Annotated in this window: 11 protein-coding genes, 1 tRNA gene and 1 CRISPR repeat array; of the genes, 6 read left to right on the forward strand and 6 right to left on the reverse strand. The window is 67.9% G+C overall.

All coding sequences use genetic code 11. The annotated features are described in order from the left end of the window. A CRISPR array of direct repeats spans positions 1-4,976; the repeat unit is 32 nt; unit sequence GTCGCGCCCCGCGGGGGCGCGTGGATCGAAAC. Positions 4,977-5,253: 277 nt separating this feature from the next. Both ACFE7K_RS07890 and fghA read left to right on the forward strand, forming a co-directional pair. Next, positions 5,254-5,523, forward strand: a complete 270-nt coding sequence (locus ACFE7K_RS07890) for a hypothetical protein (RefSeq protein ID WP_375397635.1) — start codon at positions 5,254-5,256, stop codon at positions 5,521-5,523. A 5-nt stretch (positions 5,524-5,528) separates the two neighbouring features. Continuing rightward, positions 5,529-6,365: an S-formylglutathione hydrolase gene (gene fghA, locus ACFE7K_RS07895; protein WP_375397689.1), complete on the forward strand. Its 837-nt coding sequence runs from the start codon at positions 5,529-5,531 to the stop codon at positions 6,363-6,365. 14 nt (positions 6,366-6,379) lie between these two features. Here the strand turns inward: fghA and ACFE7K_RS07900 are convergent, their stop codons facing one another. Then, entirely contained in the window at positions 6,380-6,856 is a 477-nt protein-coding gene (locus ACFE7K_RS07900) for a flavin reductase family protein (RefSeq protein ID WP_375397636.1), read from the reverse strand. A gap of 306 nt (positions 6,857-7,162) precedes the next feature. On the opposite strand from ACFE7K_RS07900, the gene ACFE7K_RS07905 reads away from it, so the two are divergent. Continuing rightward, on the forward strand, positions 7,163-7,495 hold the full coding sequence (locus ACFE7K_RS07905; protein WP_375397637.1) for a hypothetical protein: 333 nt from the start codon (positions 7,163-7,165) through the stop codon (positions 7,493-7,495). 93 nt (positions 7,496-7,588) lie between these two features. On the opposite strand, the gene ACFE7K_RS07910 is transcribed toward ACFE7K_RS07905, so the two are convergent. The 4 genes from ACFE7K_RS07910 to ACFE7K_RS07925 form a co-directional block, all read right to left on the reverse strand. Next, on the reverse strand, positions 7,589-7,924 hold the full coding sequence (locus tag ACFE7K_RS07910) for a hypothetical protein (RefSeq protein WP_375397638.1): 336 nt from the start codon (positions 7,922-7,924) through the stop codon (positions 7,589-7,591). A gap of 136 nt (positions 7,925-8,060) precedes the next feature. Further along, on the reverse strand, positions 8,061-11,723 hold the full coding sequence (locus tag ACFE7K_RS07915) for an error-prone DNA polymerase (protein ID WP_375397639.1): 3,663 nt from the start codon (positions 11,721-11,723) through the stop codon (positions 8,061-8,063). Then, positions 11,707-13,182 (reverse strand): DNA polymerase Y family protein, encoded by a 1,476-nt coding sequence (locus ACFE7K_RS07920; protein ID WP_375397690.1) that lies wholly within the window; start codon positions 13,180-13,182, stop codon positions 11,707-11,709. Before ACFE7K_RS07920 ends, ACFE7K_RS07915 begins: the two co-directional genes overlap by 17 nt. Before the next feature lie 4 nt (positions 13,183-13,186). Continuing rightward, positions 13,187-13,954 (reverse strand): ImuA family protein, encoded by a 768-nt coding sequence (locus ACFE7K_RS07925; RefSeq protein WP_375397640.1) that lies wholly within the window; start codon positions 13,952-13,954, stop codon positions 13,187-13,189. 395 nt (positions 13,955-14,349) lie between these two features. Here ACFE7K_RS07925 and ACFE7K_RS07930 point away from each other — a divergent pair, with 395 nt between their 5' ends. Further along, positions 14,350-16,401 (forward strand): NAD(+) synthase, encoded by a 2,052-nt coding sequence (locus ACFE7K_RS07930; protein WP_375397641.1) that lies wholly within the window; start codon positions 14,350-14,352, stop codon positions 16,399-16,401. Between the two features lie 118 nt (positions 16,402-16,519). After that, a complete protein-coding gene (locus ACFE7K_RS07935; RefSeq protein WP_375397642.1) occupies positions 16,520-17,506 on the forward strand; it encodes an aldo/keto reductase in 987 nt (328 codons plus the stop codon). A 55-nt stretch (positions 17,507-17,561) separates the two neighbouring features. Here ACFE7K_RS07935 and ACFE7K_RS07940 read toward each other — a convergent pair. Further along, positions 17,562-17,651 (reverse strand) — tRNA-Ser (locus tag ACFE7K_RS07940). A 133-nt stretch (positions 17,652-17,784) separates the two neighbouring features. Here ACFE7K_RS07940 and hspQ point away from each other — a divergent pair. After that, complete coding sequence (gene hspQ, locus ACFE7K_RS07945; protein WP_375397643.1) at positions 17,785-18,165, forward strand: heat shock protein HspQ; 381 nt, start codon at positions 17,785-17,787, stop codon at positions 18,163-18,165. The last annotated feature ends 24 nt before the right edge of the window (positions 18,166-18,189 follow it).

Genomic DNA, 18,189 nt, shown 5'->3' on the forward strand with positions numbered 1-18,189 from the left:
GTCGCGCCCCGCGGGGGCGCGTGGATCGAAACACCGCCGCCGCGATGGGGTCCGCAAGAGCCTGTGTCGCGCCCCGCGGGGGCGCGTGGATCGAAACTCGGCTATGGTGTAGAGGAAAGGAGACCGTCATGGTCGCGCCCCGCGGGGGCGCGTGGATCGAAACCACGGGTGATCGGCACTGGTGGGTCGACCATCAGTCGCGCCCCGCGGGGGCGCGTGGATCGAAACCAGGACGCGGTCGATCTGGGCGTGATGGCCATCGGTCGCGCCCCGCGGGGGCGCGTGGATCGAAACTCAATGCGTTAGACCCTTGACGTTGGGCATTTGGTCGCGCCCCGCGGGGGCGCGTGGATCGAAACAAGTGCTGGTGGACGGGCTTGAGAAGGGATACGGTCGCGCCCCGCGGGGGCGCGTGGATCGAAACGTCGAGCGCCACGCCTTCGCCGCCTGGTCGCGGGTCGCGCCCCGCGGGGGCGCGTGGATCGAAACCCGATCCCCTGCGATTGCTGCCTGCCCAGGCGCGAGTCGCGCCCCGCGGGGGCGCGTGGATCGAAACGCTGGAGCAAGGCGCATCGCCACCACCACCGGCGTCGCGCCCCGCGGGGGCGCGTGGATCGAAACGCGACCAGTCCAATATCCTTCAGGAGCGCCTGAGTCGCGCCCCGCGGGGGCGCGTGGATCGAAACAGCGATGCGGAGGCCGCCAGCCTGGCACGCCGACGGTCGCGCCCCGCGGGGGCGCGTGGATCGAAACTGAGGAGGGGGTGGGAGGCCCATTGAACGCCGCTCGGGTCGCGCCCCGCGGGGGCGCGTGGATCGAAACTCCGAGATCGAGGTGCAAGACCTGGTTGCGCTGGTCGCGCCCCGCGGGGGCGCGTGGATCGAAACCGACGCAGTGCGAACCAGCGGCTACTCGACGCGCGTCGCGCCCCGCGGGGGCGCGTGGATCGAAACATGGGTATGCGGCGCTCTATCCAGTCCGCGCTCGCGTCGCGCCCCGCGGGGGCGCGTGGATCGAAACGTGGAAGCAAAAAAAGAGCGCCGGGACGTGGGGCGTCGCGCCCCGCGGGGGCGCGTGGATCGAAACCTTCTACGTCCACTTGGCTTGCTTGCCGGGTGAGCTGGCGTCGCGCCCCGCGGGGGCGCGTGGATCGAAACTCCGCACGATGATGTATGTCCCCGGCGACCAACGTCGCGCCCCGCGGGGGCGCGTGGATCGAAACTGGCGGGTGCCGGCCGCGAGGATGAAGCTCAAGTCGCGCCCCGCGGGGGCGCGTGGATCGAAACTCGCACTCCGGCTATCCTCGGACGAAGGCCGAGGGTCGCGCCCCGCGGGGGCGCGTGGATCGAAACGAGTCGGACAACAACTATCCCGACGCGCGGCACGGTCGCGCCCCGCGGGGGCGCGTGGATCGAAACCTGGAGAAGACTGGCAAGACCGATCTCGCGCTGCTGTCGCGCCCCGCGGGGGCGCGTGGATCGAAACCTTATGGTCGGTTTCCTCGTCCTTATCCGGCATCGTCGCGCCCCGCGGGGGCGCGTGGATCGAAACTGTTTTGTAGGTGGAAAGCGATGCTCCCTTTAGGTCGCGCCCCGCGGGGGCGCGTGGATCGAAACGGGTTCCGGCCTTACCGGCGCTTGGGCCTTGCAAGTCGCGCCCCGCGGGGGCGCGTGGATCGAAACGGATCAAACTAGGCACGCCCTTTAGTGCGGGCGGTCGCGCCCCGCGGGGGCGCGTGGATCGAAACGGCATGGCGGGCATCTTCGGCACCTCTACCACGAGTCGCGCCCCGCGGGGGCGCGTGGATCGAAACTCGACGATCCTCAACGAGCTACATCCGGATCAGCGTCGCGCCCCGCGGGGGCGCGTGGATCGAAACTTGCGCGCTATCGGCCGATAGACCGGCCGCTTGGTCGCGCCCCGCGGGGGCGCGTGGATCGAAACTGCACCCCCCTGCCTTCTGGCGAAGTCGAAGCAGGTCGCGCCCCGCGGGGGCGCGTGGATCGAAACCAGTTCATCGTCGGCAAGCCGCCGATGAGCGCGAGTCGCGCCCCGCGGGGGCGCGTGGATCGAAACGCCCATGGCGGGGCACCCGCTGCGGGCGCCGCAGGTCGCGCCCCGCGGGGGCGCGTGGATCGAAACACCTTAAGCTTGAGAACCTCGGGTGTTGGCTGACGTCGCGCCCCGCGGGGGCGCGTGGATCGAAACTCACGCTGTCCTACGGCCTGCCCGGCTGGAACGCGTCGCGCCCCGCGGGGGCGCGTGGATCGAAACTAATTTCGAGTGCAATATCTGCGACGCAAAGCAGGTCGCGCCCCGCGGGGGCGCGTGGATCGAAACTGCGACCCTATGGGCTTCGTCGCTATGGTGGCGCGTCGCGCCCCGCGGGGGCGCGTGGATCGAAACATCGGAGGCGAATATAACTTCGACGCTCTCGATCTGTCGCGCCCCGCGGGGGCGCGTGGATCGAAACACATAGGGCGGACGGCGCGTCACCATAGCCCGAGTCGCGCCCCGCGGGGGCGCGTGGATCGAAACCGACATGACGCCGTGGGCGATCAGCGGATGCGGCGTCGCGCCCCGCGGGGGCGCGTGGATCGAAACACGGATGCGATGCGCGGAACCGATACGGGATGGTGTCGCGCCCCGCGGGGGCGCGTGGATCGAAAGAGGTCGTGCGCGGGTGATGGTGGAACCAATTCGCAAGTCGCGCCCCGCGGGGGCGCGTGGATCGAAAGCTCTCCGAACGCCTCACGATACGATTGGGCATAGCTCATGTCGCGCCCCGCGGGGGCGCGTGGATCGAAAGCTCTAGCCCCGTCGCGCGTGCGCCCAGGCGCTTGTCGCGCCCCGCGGGGGCGCGTGGATCGAAAGAAGTGCAAGAGAGCAAGGCGCATCTCACCGACAAGTCGCGCCCCGCGGGGGCGCGTGGATCGAAAGGCCTTAGCGGCCAGCCGATGACGGTGACGGCGTGTCGCGCCCCGCGGGGGCGCGTGGATCGAAAGTCGTCCACCCACATTTTCATGTAGCTGAAGCCCGTCGCGCCCCGCGGGGGCGCGTGGATCGAAAGACATCAGCCCACGACGTTGCCCCACGAACCGGCGTCGCGCCCCGCGGGGGCGCGTGGATCGAAAGGCAGGGTCCATGCGGATTTCATACCGATGCCCCGTCGCGCCCCGCGGGGGCGCGTGGATCGAAACGCGATGCGAACGGGCAGCTCCGCTTACATCAGGAGTCGCGCCCCGCGGGGGCGCGTGGATCGAAACGCGGTGCGTCCGAACATCGTGCATTCGAGCCGGTGTCGCGCCCCGCGGGGGCGCGTGGATCGAAACGAATGGTGCGAGCGCTGGGCGCGGCAGACCGAACGTCGCGCCCCGCGGGGGCGCGTGGATCGAAACCGTCGTGGAGGGCTTGGGCAGTTTCGGACCGATGGTCGCGCCCCGCGGGGGCGCGTGGATCGAAACGGCTGCCCCGCGTTCGGACCCGTCTTGACGACCGTCGCGCCCCGCGGGGGCGCGTGGATCGAAACCTCCGCAAACTGCTTGGTGTCGAACCCGGCCTGGTCGCGCCCCGCGGGGGCGCGTGGATCGAAACATGCGCAGGAAAAGCCCGACCAGGGCGGCGCGCGTCGCGCCCCGCGGGGGCGCGTGGATCGAAACTAGCCTAGTGCTTTCGGGTGACGCGCCGCGTACCGGTCGCGCCCCGCGGGGGCGCGTGGATCGAAACTAATAAGCCACAACGCCAGCGCAATAAGCGGTGGTCGCGCCCCGCGGGGGCGCGTGGATCGAAACTCTTGCAACCCAAAGGATGGCTTAAGGATCAACCGTCGCGCCCCGCGGGGGCGCGTGGATCGAAACATCGCGCATTACAGACGGATACATAGAGTTGCGGGTCGCGCCCCGCGGGGGCGCGTGGATCGAAACCGGTCCGATATAGCTTTCCCAAGCCTCGCGCTTGTCGCGCCCCGCGGGGGCGCGTGGATCGAAACATGTCCCGGCCCCTTGCCGGTTAAACCATCACTAGTCGCGCCCCGCGGGGGCGCGTGGATCGAAACTGCGATAATGCCAACGGATATATTGAAATCCACGTGTCGCGCCCCGCGGGGGCGCGTGGATCGAAACCGGCTCTACCAGAATGAACGGGCCGCGCGTCTCGTCGCGCCCCGCGGGGGCGCGTGGATCGAAACCGTATCGTGCGAAACGGGACCCGGAACAACCGGGGTCGCGCCCCGCGGGGGCGCGTGGATCGAAACTCGACACACGCCATTTTGGCGGCGGGAATTAAGGTCGCGCCCCGCGGGGGCGCGTGGATCGAAACTACCGCCATCATTCGGCCCTCCAAAGCGGCGATGGTCGCGCCCCGCGGGGGCGCGTGGATCGAAACCCATATAAATATGTCCCCGGATTGAGCCGATAGGTCGCGCCCCGCGGGGGCGCGTGGATCGAAACGCCAGCAAGGGCGACGACACCACCCTGTCGCGGGTCGCGCCCCGCGGGGGCGCGTGGATCGAAACTTCTACTGCGCCAAGGCGAGCAAGCGCGACCGCGAGTCGCGCCCCGCGGGGGCGCGTGGATCGAAACGCACAATTGGCTCGGGCAGAACGACGCGGCGCAAGTCGCGCCCCGCGGGGGCGCGTGGATCGAAACGCGTGCCGGCATTGTCCCTGTTCCCTTAGATATGTCGCGCCCCGCGGGGGCGCGTGGATCGAAACAAATCGTACGTGACGAACGACCGGCTGCCCGTCGAGTCGCGCCCCGCGGGGGCGCGTGGATCGAAACCTCCGCACCCGCCGTCGCAATTTGCTCCGTGAGGGTCGCGCCCCGCGGGGGCGCGTGGATCGAAACGTCGATAAGCCCGGCCAGCGACGTTTCCATAATGTCGCGCCCCGCGGGGGCGCGTGGATCGAAACGCAGGAACAGGCCAAGATCCATCTTGCGTTGCAAGGTCGCGCCCCGCGGGGGCGCGTGGATCGAAATATCCGCGGATCAATGGCGTGACGAATGAGCTTGCCAGAAATCGACATCGTTTACGCAAGCTTGCTTGGACGTTTCTCAACGATCCGAGTGCTTGTTACTTCCATTGCGGGACGCCACTGCCTGAAACCGTCAATCCGTGAAAAAGCGGACAAAAAAGTTACACAAACGCGCTGCCGGGTTCGACAGAGGCTGGACAAAATTGCAGGTATTCGGTCGGTTACGTGTTGAACGACACGGGGTGACTCCGGGAGGTAATCTGTGTTCACGTACGTACGCATTGTCTGCGACGACATGGATCACGCGCCTTCTACGATGCGATGCTCGCGCGCTGGGGATCGCGCCGGGGACCGCCACCTCCGGTAACGGCAACGGCGGAACGATCGGCTTCGAGGCCGAATTACCCGATGCGATCGACGGGTTCCATGCCGCCGGCCTTGCCAATGACCGCACGTCGGCGGAAAAGCGCGGTTCGTGCGGCGGCGGCATCCGTGCCGCCTGTCTGCGCGATCCTGACGGCAACAAGATCATGGCGATGAACCGGTGCTGATGACGATGGAGACACTTTCGACCAGCGTGGCGTTCGGCGGCGTGCAGGGCGTCTACCGGCACGCGTCCGCCGCCACGGGCACGGCGATGACCTTCTCGGTGTTCGTGCCGGAGCACGAGCCGGACGAGCATCTGCCGATCGTCTGGTATCTGTCAGGGCTGACGTGCACCCATGCCAATGTCACCGAAAAAGGCGAGTTCCGCGCCGCATGCGCCCGGCACCGGCTGATCTTCGTCGCACCCGACACGTCGCCGCGCGGGGACGACGTGTCGGACGATCCGGCCGGCGCCTATGATTTCGGGCTGGGCGCGGGCTTCTATGTCGATGCCACTCGCCCACCGTTCGATCGGCATTACCGGATGTGGCGCTATGTCACCGAAGAATTGCCGACCCTGGTTGCCGACCATTTCCCCGTCGACCGGACGCGCCAGTCGATCATGGGTCATTCGATGGGCGGGCATGGCGCGCTGACCATCGGCCTGACCTTTCCCGATCGCTTTCGTGCGGTGTCAGCCTTTGCCCCGATCGTCGCGCCCGGCATAGTGCCTTGGGGCAGGAAGGCGCTGGCCGGCTATCTGGGCGACGACACCGCCGCGTGGCGGCGCCACGACACGGTTGCGCTCATCGAGGACGGCGCGCGCCTGCCAGAATTGCTGGTCGACCAGGGGGAGGCCGACGCCAATCTCGCCGAACAGCTGCGGCCTGATCTGCTGGCCGATGCGTGTCGCGCCGTCGGCATCGACCTGATGCTGCGCCGGCATCCGGGCTATGACCACAGCTATTATTTCATCTCGACCTTCATGGCCGAGCAGCTGCGCTGGCACGCCGACCGGCTGGGATAGGCGTCCGCCGCCGGTCAGGTGACGAGGTGGGCGTGGGTGTAGCGGCCGTCCAGATAAATTAAGGGCTCGGGCACGCCGTTCAGGAACACTTCCTCGACATTTCCGATGAAGATGCCATGCGTGCCGTGATCGACGCGCCGGACGTTGCGGCAGATGATGCCGGCCTGGGCATCGGCCAGCCGCGATACGCCCAGCGCGGTATCGACCCATTCACCCTCGTCAAACCGCGCCGCGCCCTTGACCAGGCCGCCGCAGCGCCGGGCGATGGATTCGTGGCGATGATGCAGGATGTTGACCGCGAACGGCGCGCCAAGGGCGAGCACCCGATAGAGCGATGCGGATTGATTGACGCAGACCAGCATCGACGGCGGATCGAAGCTCAATTCGCTGACCGCGGTGGAGACCATCGCGAAGCGATCCACGCCATCGGCGCTGGTGATGACCACGACCGCCTTGGCGAGCCGCCGGAGAGCCTGTTTCAATGCGTCCATGGCCCGGCCAGATATCGGATTGCCCCGCCCCGCGCCACCTGACGATCATCGTTACCGGCAGATACGAAGCCGGGCGCGCAATGTGCGTCGCCACCACAGCATCGGATAAGAGCGGCCGGCGGACGGGCGGCAAAACAATGAATAGCCGCAGGTAATCCGTGCGGCATTCAAGGTCGGAGGCGCCGATATGATCCGGTTTGTGGCTTGAAGACAGGTCCGACAATGTACGTGCAACCACGATTGCTGTATATTACCCTTCGCGCCGCCGGATTGGTCCGGTGTGTTCAACAATCGGGGGGTACAGGGATGTTCAAGACAATCAAGGCGGGGCTGGCGGCCGTCATCCTCATGGCCGCGACCATGCCGGGCGCCGCGCTGGCCTCGGGTCGGGGCTTCGTGGTGGTCAACCAGAACGGCAAGGTTTCGGTACAGCGCGTCTGGTATGCGGCGGCGGGCACGAAACAGCCGTGGAAGGAGGTCTTCCTCGACTATCCGATCAAGCCCAAGACGTCGTCCAACTTCACGATGCCGGAGGGCAGCATCTGCCTGTACGACGTCAAGATCCAGTTCAGCGACACTTACACCCAGTCGTTCGCCAACATCAACGTCTGCCGGTTCGACAAGGCAATGGCTACCTGATCGTGCTGATCGTGATCGTAGCTGGCGGGTGAAATGATCGGGGCGGCAAGGATGTCTCGCCGCCCCGTCAGGTTTGTATCGGATAGGGGCGATCTAGGTCGCGTCGACATAGTCATGACGGCAGACGTTCACGTTGGCGAACGTCTGGACATAGTCGTCGCTGAACTGGATCTTGACGTCGTACAGGCAGACATTGCCCTCGGGCAGGGTAAAGCCCGAGCTGGTACTCGGCTTGATCGGATAATCGAGGAAGACTTCCTGCCACACCTCGCTGGTTCCCGCCTGCGCGTACCAGACGCGTTGCACGGAAACCTTCGCATTGCCGTTCTTGACGGTAAATTCGCGATCCGCCGCGAATGCGGTTGCCGGTGCGACCGTTGCGGCCAGCGCAGCGGCGACAAGGCCAATGGTCTTAAACGAGTGCATCATTTCGTGGTCCCCAAAGAGTACAACGCACCGGCGTGGTTCCGGCACGGTTGGTCCCATTCCAACCGCGAAACCGCCTTTTGCAGAAAATTGCTTTCGCGTCGATGAATTGATTCATGGGCAATTGTTCATCAGTATTTCAGTGAAAATCCCGTGACTTGGGAAGTATGCGGACGTTGCGGGGATGACGCGCACGATCAACGACATGTCGCGAATCGGGTTGCAGCCCGATATCCGCGCGCGCCATGGCGGGTTCGACGACCTGATCGTCGGACAGATGCGACAGCAATTCGGTGCGATTGACGACCCGCGCCGCCATCAGGTGGACGACCGATCCTTCCGCGGCATCGCTGCGCTGGACGATTCCTTCGACCAGCATCAGCCGGCTGCCCATCACCTGTACCCGTTGCGCTTCGAACAGGCGCGCCCATAACAGGACGTTGGTGATCCCGGTCTCGTCCTCCAGCGTGATGAAGACCGCATTGCCCTTGCCCGGCCGCTGGCGCACCAGCACGACCCCGGCGACCTTCACCCGCGCGCCGTCGCGCGCCGCGCCGACCTCGGCGCTGGTCAGCACGCCTTCGTCGCGGAGTCGGGCGCGCAGGAACGCCATCGGATGGCCCTTCAGCGACAGTCGCGTGACCTGGTAATCGGCCGCGACCTCGTCCGACATCGGCATCGTCGGCAGCCGGGGGTCGGCCTCGTCACCAAGTTCGCGCGCGCGCGCCGCGGCGAACAGCGGCAGTTCGGTCGACGGCGTCCGGCGCGCCTCCCACAAGGCTTTGCGGCGCCCCTGCCCGATCGATCCGAAGGCATCGGCATCGGCCAGCAGGCGCAACGCGCGCGGCGGCAGGTGTGCGCGCCGCGCCAGTTCCTCGATGCCGGCGAACACGCCCTCCCCGCGCGCATCGACGATCTTGGCGGCCCAGGGTTCGCGAAAACCCTCGATCTGCCGGAAGCCGAGGCGCAGCGCGAACGGCGTATCGCGGCGCGGGCGATCGGCCCAACGTGGCAGGCCGGCAGGCGGCTCGGCCGATCGCTCCAGGCGATTGTCCCACCCGCTCGCATTAACGTCGACCGGCAGCATCGTCACCCAATGGTCGGCGGCATCGCGGACGATCTGCGCGGGGGCATAGAACCCCATCGGCTGGGCATTGAGCAGCGCACACGCGAACGCCGCGGGATAATGGCATTTGAGCCACGCCGAGACATAGACCAGCCGCGCAAAGGCCAGCGCATGGCTTTCCGGGAAGCCATAGCTGCCGAATCCCTTGATCTGCTCGTAACAGCGCTGGGCGAAATCGCGTTCATAGCCACGCCTGACCATCCCCTCGACCATCTTGATCTCCAGATTATGCATCGTGCCGACATTGCGGAACGTCGCCATCGCGCGGCGCAGGCGATTGGCATCCTCGGCGGAGAATTTCGCCGCGACGATGGCCAGCCGCATCGCCTGTTCCTGGAACAAGGGCACACCCAGCGTCTTGCCGAGCACGCCCTGAAGCTCGTCGCGCGGGCCAAAGCGCGGATCGGGCGCGGGATAGGTCGGCTTTTCCCTGCCCGACCGCCGCCGCAGATACGGATGGACCATGTTGCCCTGGATCGGTCCCGGCCGGACGATCGCCACCTGCACCACCAGATCGTAGAATTCGCGCGGCCGCAGCCGCGGCAGCATGCTCATCTGGGCACGGCTCTCGACCTGGAACAGTCCCAGGCTGTCGGCCTCGCACAGCATGGCATAGACCCGCGGATCCTCCCCCGGGATCGTGTCCAGCGTGAAGCGGTCGCCGGTCGCCTCGTCGATCAGGTCGAACGCCTTGCGGATGCAGCTCAGCATGCCGAGCGCGAGCACGTCGACCTTCATCAGCCCGAGCGCGTCGATATCGTCCTTGTCCCATTCGATGAAGGTGCGGTCGGCCATCGCCGCATTGTGGATCGGCACCGTCTCGTCGAGGCGGTCCTGGGTCAGGACGAAGCCGCCGACATGCTGCGACAGGTGACGCGGAAATTCGAGCAGCTGGTCGACCATCTCCTTGAGCCGCGCGATTTCCGGATTGTCGAGCGTGAAGCCGGCCTGCGTCACGCGCTCCTCCTCCATCCGGCCGGCATAGCTGCCCCATACGGTGGCGCTCATCCGCTGCGTGACGTCCTCGGTCAGCCCCAGCGCCTTGCCCACTTCGCGCAAGGTGCTGCGCGCGCGATAATGGATGACCGTGGCGGCAATCGCCGCGCGGTGGCGGCCATAGCGTTCATAGACGTATTGCATTACCTCCTCGCGCCGCTCATGCTCGAAATCGACGTCGATGTCGGGCGGCTCGTCGCGCTCGCTGGACACGAAGCGCGAGAACAGCAGGTCGTTCTGCATCGGATCGACCGACGTCACGCCGAGCAGGAAGCAGACCACCGAATTGGCCGCCGAACCGCGCCCCTGGCACAGGATCGGCTGCGGCCGGCTGCGCGCGAAGCGGACCAGATCGTGGACGGTCAGGAAATAACAGGCATAGCCACGCGCGCGGATCAGCGTGAATTCCTCGGACAGCGACGCCTTGATCTTGGCCGGGACGCAATAGTCGTAGCGTTCCAGCGCGTTCTGCCACACCAGATGCTCGAGCCAGTCCTGCGCCGCCCAGCCCGCCGGCACCGGCTCGCTGGGATATTCGTAGCGCAACTGGTCGAGAGTGAAGTCGATCCGCGCGACCAGCCGCCCGCTCTCGGCCAGTGCTTCGGGATAGTCGCTGAACAGCCGCGCCATTTCCGCTGCCGGCTTGAGGTGGCGCTCGGCATTGGCGGTGAGCAGCCGCCCCGCCTGCTTCACGTTGGTGCCCTTGCGGATGCACGTGACAATGTCGTGCAACGGCCGGCTGTCGGGCGCGGCATAGAGGGCATCGTTGGTCGCGAGCAGCGGCACCCGGGCGGCAGCGGCGATTTCCGCCAGCCGCGCCAGCCGCCGCCGGTCGCGCCCCGCCCGCGGCATCGACGCGCCCAGCCAGACCCGGTCGCCGACGACGCGCCTGATCCGTCGCAGCGCCTTCTCTAGCGACTCGTCACTCCGGCCCGATGCCGGTGTCCATCCGACGACCTGCCCGGCGGCCGGCGGCTCCGTGGATGCCGGCGCGCGCCCGGCATGAGGCATCGACCTGGCGGGAAAGACGACGACGTTGGAATCCTCGACGACCTCTTCGGCCCCCAGCCGCAATTTCCCGCGATCCTGCGCTTGGTCGATCCGCCGCCGTCCGGGCAGTTCCTCGACCTCTTCGGCATCGAAGCTGCTTTCGGCCAGCACGATCAGCATCATCTCCTGGCTGTGCGCGATCAGGTCGCCGATCCTGATCAGGCACCCGCCCTTCACCGCGCGCCGATTGCCCAGCGTCAGCAGCCGGGTCAGCCGCCCCCAGCCGGTGCGCGTCGCGGGATAGGCGACGATGTCGGGCGTGCCGTCGGCGAACACCAGCCGCGCGCCGACCAGCAGGCGGAAGTCGAAGGCCGGTTCGGGCAGCGGATCGGGCGGATCGAACGGCTCCCACGGCGCCGCCGCTTGCTGCCGCCTGTGCGCCTTGGCCAGGACGTCGCGCAGCCGCGACCGCGCCTCGCGCAGCGCGACATGCGCGCGCACCACGCCGGCGACGCTGTTGCGGTCGGCGATGCCGATCCCCGCCAGCCCCAGCGCGATCGCCTCCCCGACCATGTCCGACGGCGACGACGCCCCGCGCAGGAACGAGAAATTGCTCGCAGCGACGAGTTCGGCGAATGCGGTCACCACCTTGGTTCTTCCAATACCGCCATCCTCACGCAAACAGACCATGGATGTACCAATCGGGTTGCGCGACCTCGTCGTACAGGCCGTGGCGGAAGATCCAGAAGCGGCGGCCGCGGCGGTCCTCGACGCGGTAATAATCGCGCGTCGGCGCCTGGCGGCTGGTCCACCACGGCGCGGCGATCCGCTCCGGCCCCTCGACCCGCGCGACGTCGTGCAGCGTGCGGCGCCAGCGAAAGCGCAGCGGCGGGCCGTCCGGGAAGGCGGCGGCGATGTTCTCGATCGGCTGCGGCGGGTCGAACAGGTGGATCGGGCGGTGCGGCGGCTCGCCGGGTTCGGGCCGGGGCCAGCTGCCGGTCGCGCCGGCGTCGATCGCCGGCAGCATCAGCTCGGCCTGTTCGGGCAGGTGACGATCGCGGGGCACGAACCGCCGCACGCGACCGCGCCCCAGCCGTGTCGACAGCCGGTCGATCAGGTCGGCGACCTGGGCATCGGCGACCGCCCCGCCCTCCAGCCTGAGCTGCGCGGCATCGAGCCGCTCGGCCAGGGGCACGTCGAGCCGGATCAGGTCATAGCCGAATCCCGGATCGAGCGGATCGGCCAGCGCCTCCACCCGCTCGCGGAACAGGTGGAGGAGCGCCGGCACGTCGCGGCTCGGCTGGCCGGTCTCGACCGACAGTTTCTGGACCAGCCCGTCGCTGCGGAAGAAGCGCGCCTGCCATCGCCGTCCGCCCTCATGCGTCTCCTCCAGCCGGGCGACCGCCTGCGCCATCAGTTCGCCGAGCGCCGCCAGCGCATATTCGGATCGCGCCACCGGCTCGGCAAAGCGCCGCTCGACGCTGAGCGGCGGCGTGGCCATCCGGGGATCGAGCGGGCTGTCGACCGCGCCGGTGATCCGCCGGATCGCCGCCACCGCGTCGGCGCCGAACCGCGCGGCGAGCGACGACAGCGGGCGCGCCGCCACCTCGCCCACCGTCTTCAGCCCGGCGCGCGTCAGCGCCACGGTCGCCTCGTCGTCCAGGCCGAGCGCGACGACCGGCAACCGCCGCACCGCCTCGTCCTCGCTGGCGCCCGCCACCGGATAGCGGGCGAGCGCGCGGGCGGCATCGGGCGCGGCGGCAAAGGCATGGCGCACCATCACCCCCGATCGCGCCAGCCGCGCGACGACATCGTCGGCCAGGACGCTCTCCTGCCCGAACAGATGGGTGCAGCCGGTGACGTCGAGCACCAAGCCATCGGGCGCGTCGAGCGCCACGGCGGGAGTATAGAACAGGCAGCCGTCGGCGAGCCGTTCCAGCCACGCCTGGTCGTCATGCGGCGCATGGTCGAACGCGGCGAGGCCGGGCAGCAGCGCGCGGGCGTCGGCCAGCGTCATGCCCGGCATAATGCCCTGCGCCGCCGCCAGCGGATCGACCGCCGCCAGCCGCAGCGCGCCCTTCGCCTTCTCGACAAAACAATGCGCCGCCGCGTCGCGCCCGGCGGCCAGGTGCGGACGGGTCAGGCGCAGGCGTTCAGCCGGCAGCCACGGGAAGAACAGCGCCAGACAGCGCCGGTTCGCCCGGGGGTGCGCGGAAGCTCTTTCGGTCACGATCCCACTCCAGCCGCCAGGCGCGTCCGGCGGGGCCGGCGCGTCGGCGCAGCAATTCGACATCGAACATGGGATGCCCCGGCGCCCCGCAAGACGACCCGTCGGGGAGCGGCGTCGACGGCGACGGCGCCACCCGCCACCGCGTTTCGGCGGCGCTCGGCATCTCCTCGCCGGCGATCCGCAGCAACAGCATCGTGACGCCCGACGCCTCGGCCGCCAGCATCAGCCGCCGCGTCGCGGTCAGATCGAGCAACCGCGACCTGCCCCAGCATTCGACCAGCACCGCGCCCAGCCCGGCACAGCGCGCGGCATCGGCCGAGGCGTTGAGCAACGCCGCCTCATCGGCGACCAGCCCGAGCAGCAGCATGCCGCCCGCTACGCCCAATTCCCCCAGCCCGGTCGCCTGGAGCCGGCCGCAGCGACGCTGGGCATTGTCGGTCCGCAGCCACAGGAGCGGCCGTCCCCCGCCCGCCAGCATTGCAAGCATCGCCGCGAACCCGGCGCCGCATCCGGCATCCTCGCCCGCGGCGATCAGTTCGTGCAGCCGTCCCTGGGCCAGCCCCCCACCCAGCCAGCTGTCGATCCCCTCATGCCCGGTCGCGAACCGCGCCGTCATACCGGGCGCGCGCCGCCCCTCCAGCCGCTCCACGCAGCGGCGCAACGACGACATCGAGGCAACCGATTCGGACATACTTGTTCATCATATGTTCTATTTACGGGGATGCAACCATTCACGTGGCATCCCTAGGGTCGTTTTGGAAACTCGCGAAAAGTGAGTCTCTGTTCGGTGCCGGCCCGCAAAACGTGTCCTCCAGCACGTTTTCAAATAGACTCTTAGATGCCCTGTAGATGCCCTGCCCTGGCCCACTGGTAATGTAGGATTTGACATGTCAGGCTGATCACGTCCGACGGAAGCTTGCCTGGCGGAAGGGGACAAGCTCCCCGCCTTATCCGCCTCTCTGCGTGGACGGGGATCGGCCAGACAAGCGTCGTGAAGGTGTGACTTTTCGTGAACTTTGACACGCGGCGCAGCGGTCCGGCCGGAGCGGATGGCGCCGCACCGAGAACGGCGCTAAGTGGCGCCGCATGGCGAAGGCGCACCGTTTCTACTCGCATCATGCGCATGAATTCCTGCGGGTGGCGGCATGCACTCCGGTGGCGACGGTCGGCGACATTGCGGCCAATGCGCGCGAGGCGATCGCGCTGGCGAGACGCGGCGATAACGAAGCGTGCGACCTGCTGGTCTTTCCCGAGCTCAACATCAGCTCCTATGCGATCGACGACCTGCATCTCCAGGACGCGATCCTCGGCGCCACCGACCACGCGCTGGCCGAGGTTGCCGCGGCGACCGCAAAGCTGCGCCCCGTCCTGCTCGTCGGTGCCGCGATCCCGCGCAACGGCCGGCTGTACAATTGCGCGGTGGCGATCCATCGCGGTCGCATCCTGGGCGTGGTGCCCAAGACGTTCCTGCCTAATTACCGCGAATATTACGAGAAGCGCTGGTTCGCGAGCGGGATGGGCATGGCCGGCCTGGACGTCATCGTCGCCGGCCGGACGGTGCCGTTCGGCCCCGACCTGATCTTCGCTGCCGGCGACCTGCCCCATTTCGTCTTTCATGCCGAGATCTGCGAGGATTTCTGGGCACCCGCCCCGCCCTCGACCCACGGCGCGCTGGCCGGTGCATTTGTGTGCTGCAACCTGTCGGCCTCCAACGTGCTGATCGGCAAGGCGCGGCGGCGGATGCTCCTGTCGGAGGCGCAGTCGGACCGCGCGATCTGCGCCTATGTCTTTTCCGCCTCCGGGCCGGGCGAGAGCACCACCGATCTCGCCTGGGACGGCCAGGGGATGATCCACGAGCTCGGCGAGCTGATCGCCGAATCGGCACGGTTCGAGGGCGATCCCGAATTGCTGGTGGCGGATGTCGATTGCGGCCGCCTTCGCCAGGAACGGATGCGCAACGGCACCTTCAACGACGCGGCGCGCGCCGCCGGTCATCCGGAAACCGCGTTCCGCCGGATAACGTTCGAGGCTCGACCGGACTTTGCCGATGTCGGCCTGAAACGCGCCATCCGCCGCTTCCCGTTCGTGCCGAACACGCCCGAAAAGCTCGACGCCGATTGCTATGAGGCGTTCAATATCCAGGTCACCGCGCTTGCCCAAAGGATCGTCGCCGCCAAGGCCGACCGGCTGGTGATCGGCGTGTCGGGCGGGCTCGATTCGACCCATGCGCTGATCGTCGCGGCCAAGGCGATGGACCGGCTCGGCCGCTCGCGCGACCGGATCCTGGCCTATACCCTGCCGGGCTTTGCGACCAGCGACGGGACCAAAGCCAATGCCTGGGCGCTGATGCGCGCGCTGGGCGTCGCCGCCGCCGAAATCGACATCCGCCCCGCCGCGCGTCAGATGCTGGGCGACATGCACCATCCGTTCGCCGCGGGCGAACCGGTCTATGACGTCACCTTCGAGAACGTCCAGGCAGGGTTGCGCACCGACTATCTGTTCCGGCTGGCCAACCGGCACAACGGCCTGGTCGTCGGCACCGGCGACCTGTCGGAACTGGCGCTCGGCTGGTGCACCTATGGCGTCGGCGACCAGATGAGCCATTATGCGGTCAATGCCGGCGTCCCCAAGACGCTGATCCAGTTCCTGATCCGCTGGTGCATCCGGGACGGCCAGTTCGATGCCGCCATCGATCTGGTGCTCGACGCGATCCTGGGGACCGAGATCTCGCCCGAACTGGTGCCGGCCGGCGCGGACGGCGTGCTCCAGAGCACCGAGCACCGCATCGGCCCCTATGAGCTGAACGACTTCTTCGCCCATTATGTCATCCGCCACGGCATGGCACCGTCGAAGATCGCCTTCCTCGCGCTGGCGGCCTGGCGCGATGCCGATAACGGGCCGTGGCCGCGCGATTTCCCGGCGGCGGCGCGCCATGCCTATGACCTGGCGACGATCCGGCATTGGCTGGAGAAGTTCCTGGTCCGCTTTTTCACGACCAGCCAGTTCAAGCGCTCGGCCCTGCCCAACGGGCCCAAGGTTTCCGCCGGTGGCGCGCTGAGCCCGCGGGGCGACTGGCGGGCGCCGTCGGACGGCACCGCCGCGCCCTTCCTGGCCGAGCTCGACCGCGGCCTGCCATGATTGGTTGATAGGTGGGAACTCTGATCACCTTCGTTCGCCCATGACGGAACACCGTTCAACAGTCGCTGGTTTGGATGCCGACCGGCACGCCGTCCCGACACATCACAGGAAATCAGCCATGGAAATGCGCAAGCTCGGCTCGCAGGGGCTGGAAGTCTCGGCCCTCGGTCTCGGATGCATGGGGATGTCCGAATTCTACGCCGGGCGCGACGATGCCGAATCCGAGGCGACGATCGAGCGGGCGCTCGATCTCGGCGTCACCTTCCTCGATACCGCCGACACGTACGGCGTCGGCCGCAACGAGGAGCTGGTCGGCCGCGTCGTGCGCCGGCGCCGCGAATGGGTGGTGGTCGCGACCAAGTTCGGCAACGTGCGCGGCGAGGACGGCAGCTTCAGGGGCGTGAACGGCCGCCCCGATTATGTCCGCCAGGCCTGCGACGCGAGCCTCAGGCGCACCGGGCTCGAAATGTTCGATCTCTATTACCAGCATCGCGTCGATCCCGAGGTGCCGATCGAGGACACGGTCGGCGCGATGGCCGAACTGGTGCAGGCCGGCAAGGTCAAGTATCTCGGCCTGTCCGAAGCCGCGCCCGCGACGATCCGCCGCGCCCATGCGGTGCACCCGATCACCGCGCTGCAGACCGAATATTCGCTGTGGAGCCGCGATCCCGAGGACGAGATCCTGGCGACGGTGCGCGATCTCGGCATCGGCTTCGTGCCGTACAGCCCGCTCGGCCGCGGCTTCCTGACCGGCCAGTTCAAGACGCCCGAGGACATTCCGGCGGACGATTACCGCCGCAACAGCCCGCGCTTCCAGGGCGCGGCGTTCGCCAGGAACATCGCGCTGGTCGAGGAGATCGCGGCGATCGCCGCCGACAAGCGCTGCACCCCCGCGCAGCTCGCGCTCGCCTGGGTGCTGTCGCGCGGCGACGATATCGTGCCGATCCCGGGCACCAAGCGGCGCAGATATCTGGAGGAGAATCTCGGCGCGCTCGACGTCGCGCTGAGCGCCGACGATCTCGCGCGGATCGACCGCGTCCTGCCGCCCGGCGCGGCGACCGGGACACGCTACGCCACGCCGCAGATGGCGGCGCTCGGGCGGTAAGCGCGCTTGCGCCCGGCGCTGCCGATGTACACGCCGCGTCCGCCCTCTTGACCGATGGCGGAGAGGGTGGGATTCGAACCCACGGTGAGCGTGAACCCACAACGGTTTTCGAGACCGTCCCAATCGACCACTCTGGCACCTCTCCGCAACGGGAGTCCACGCCGCGATCCACCAGGTCGCGCGGCGCGGGTCGAATGAACGGGCGCCACTAGCGTACGTTTCAGGCCGGCACAAGCAGCTGCGCTTGTGTGCGGCGCACAAGCGACTAGATTGGTGCAATGACTAGTCCCAACAGCCATGAAGTGCGATCCGAGGCAGGCGTGCCGATGCCGCCGGTGTCCCACGCGCGTTTCTCGATCGGCGATATCGTGCGGCACCGGACGTTCGACTTTCGCGGCGTGGTGTTCGACGTCGATCCGGTCTTCGCCAACAGCGACGAATGGTATGACTCAATCCCTGAGGCGGCGCGCCCCCGCAAGGACCAGCCTTTTTACCATCTGCTCGCCGAAAATGCCGAATCGAGCTATGTCGCCTATGTCAGCCAGCAGAATCTGGTCGCCGACGACAGCGAGGAACCGATCGACCATCCGGCGATCGCGGGCTTGTTCACCGGCTATGTCGGCGGCCGCTATCATTTACGCCGGGAGCATCGGCACTGACCGCCGCGAGTGTCGCATACTGAA

It is taken from the genome of uncultured Sphingomonas sp. (genome assembly GCF_964244265.1).
Classification (GTDB): domain Bacteria; phylum Pseudomonadota; class Alphaproteobacteria; order Sphingomonadales; family Sphingomonadaceae; genus Sphingomonas.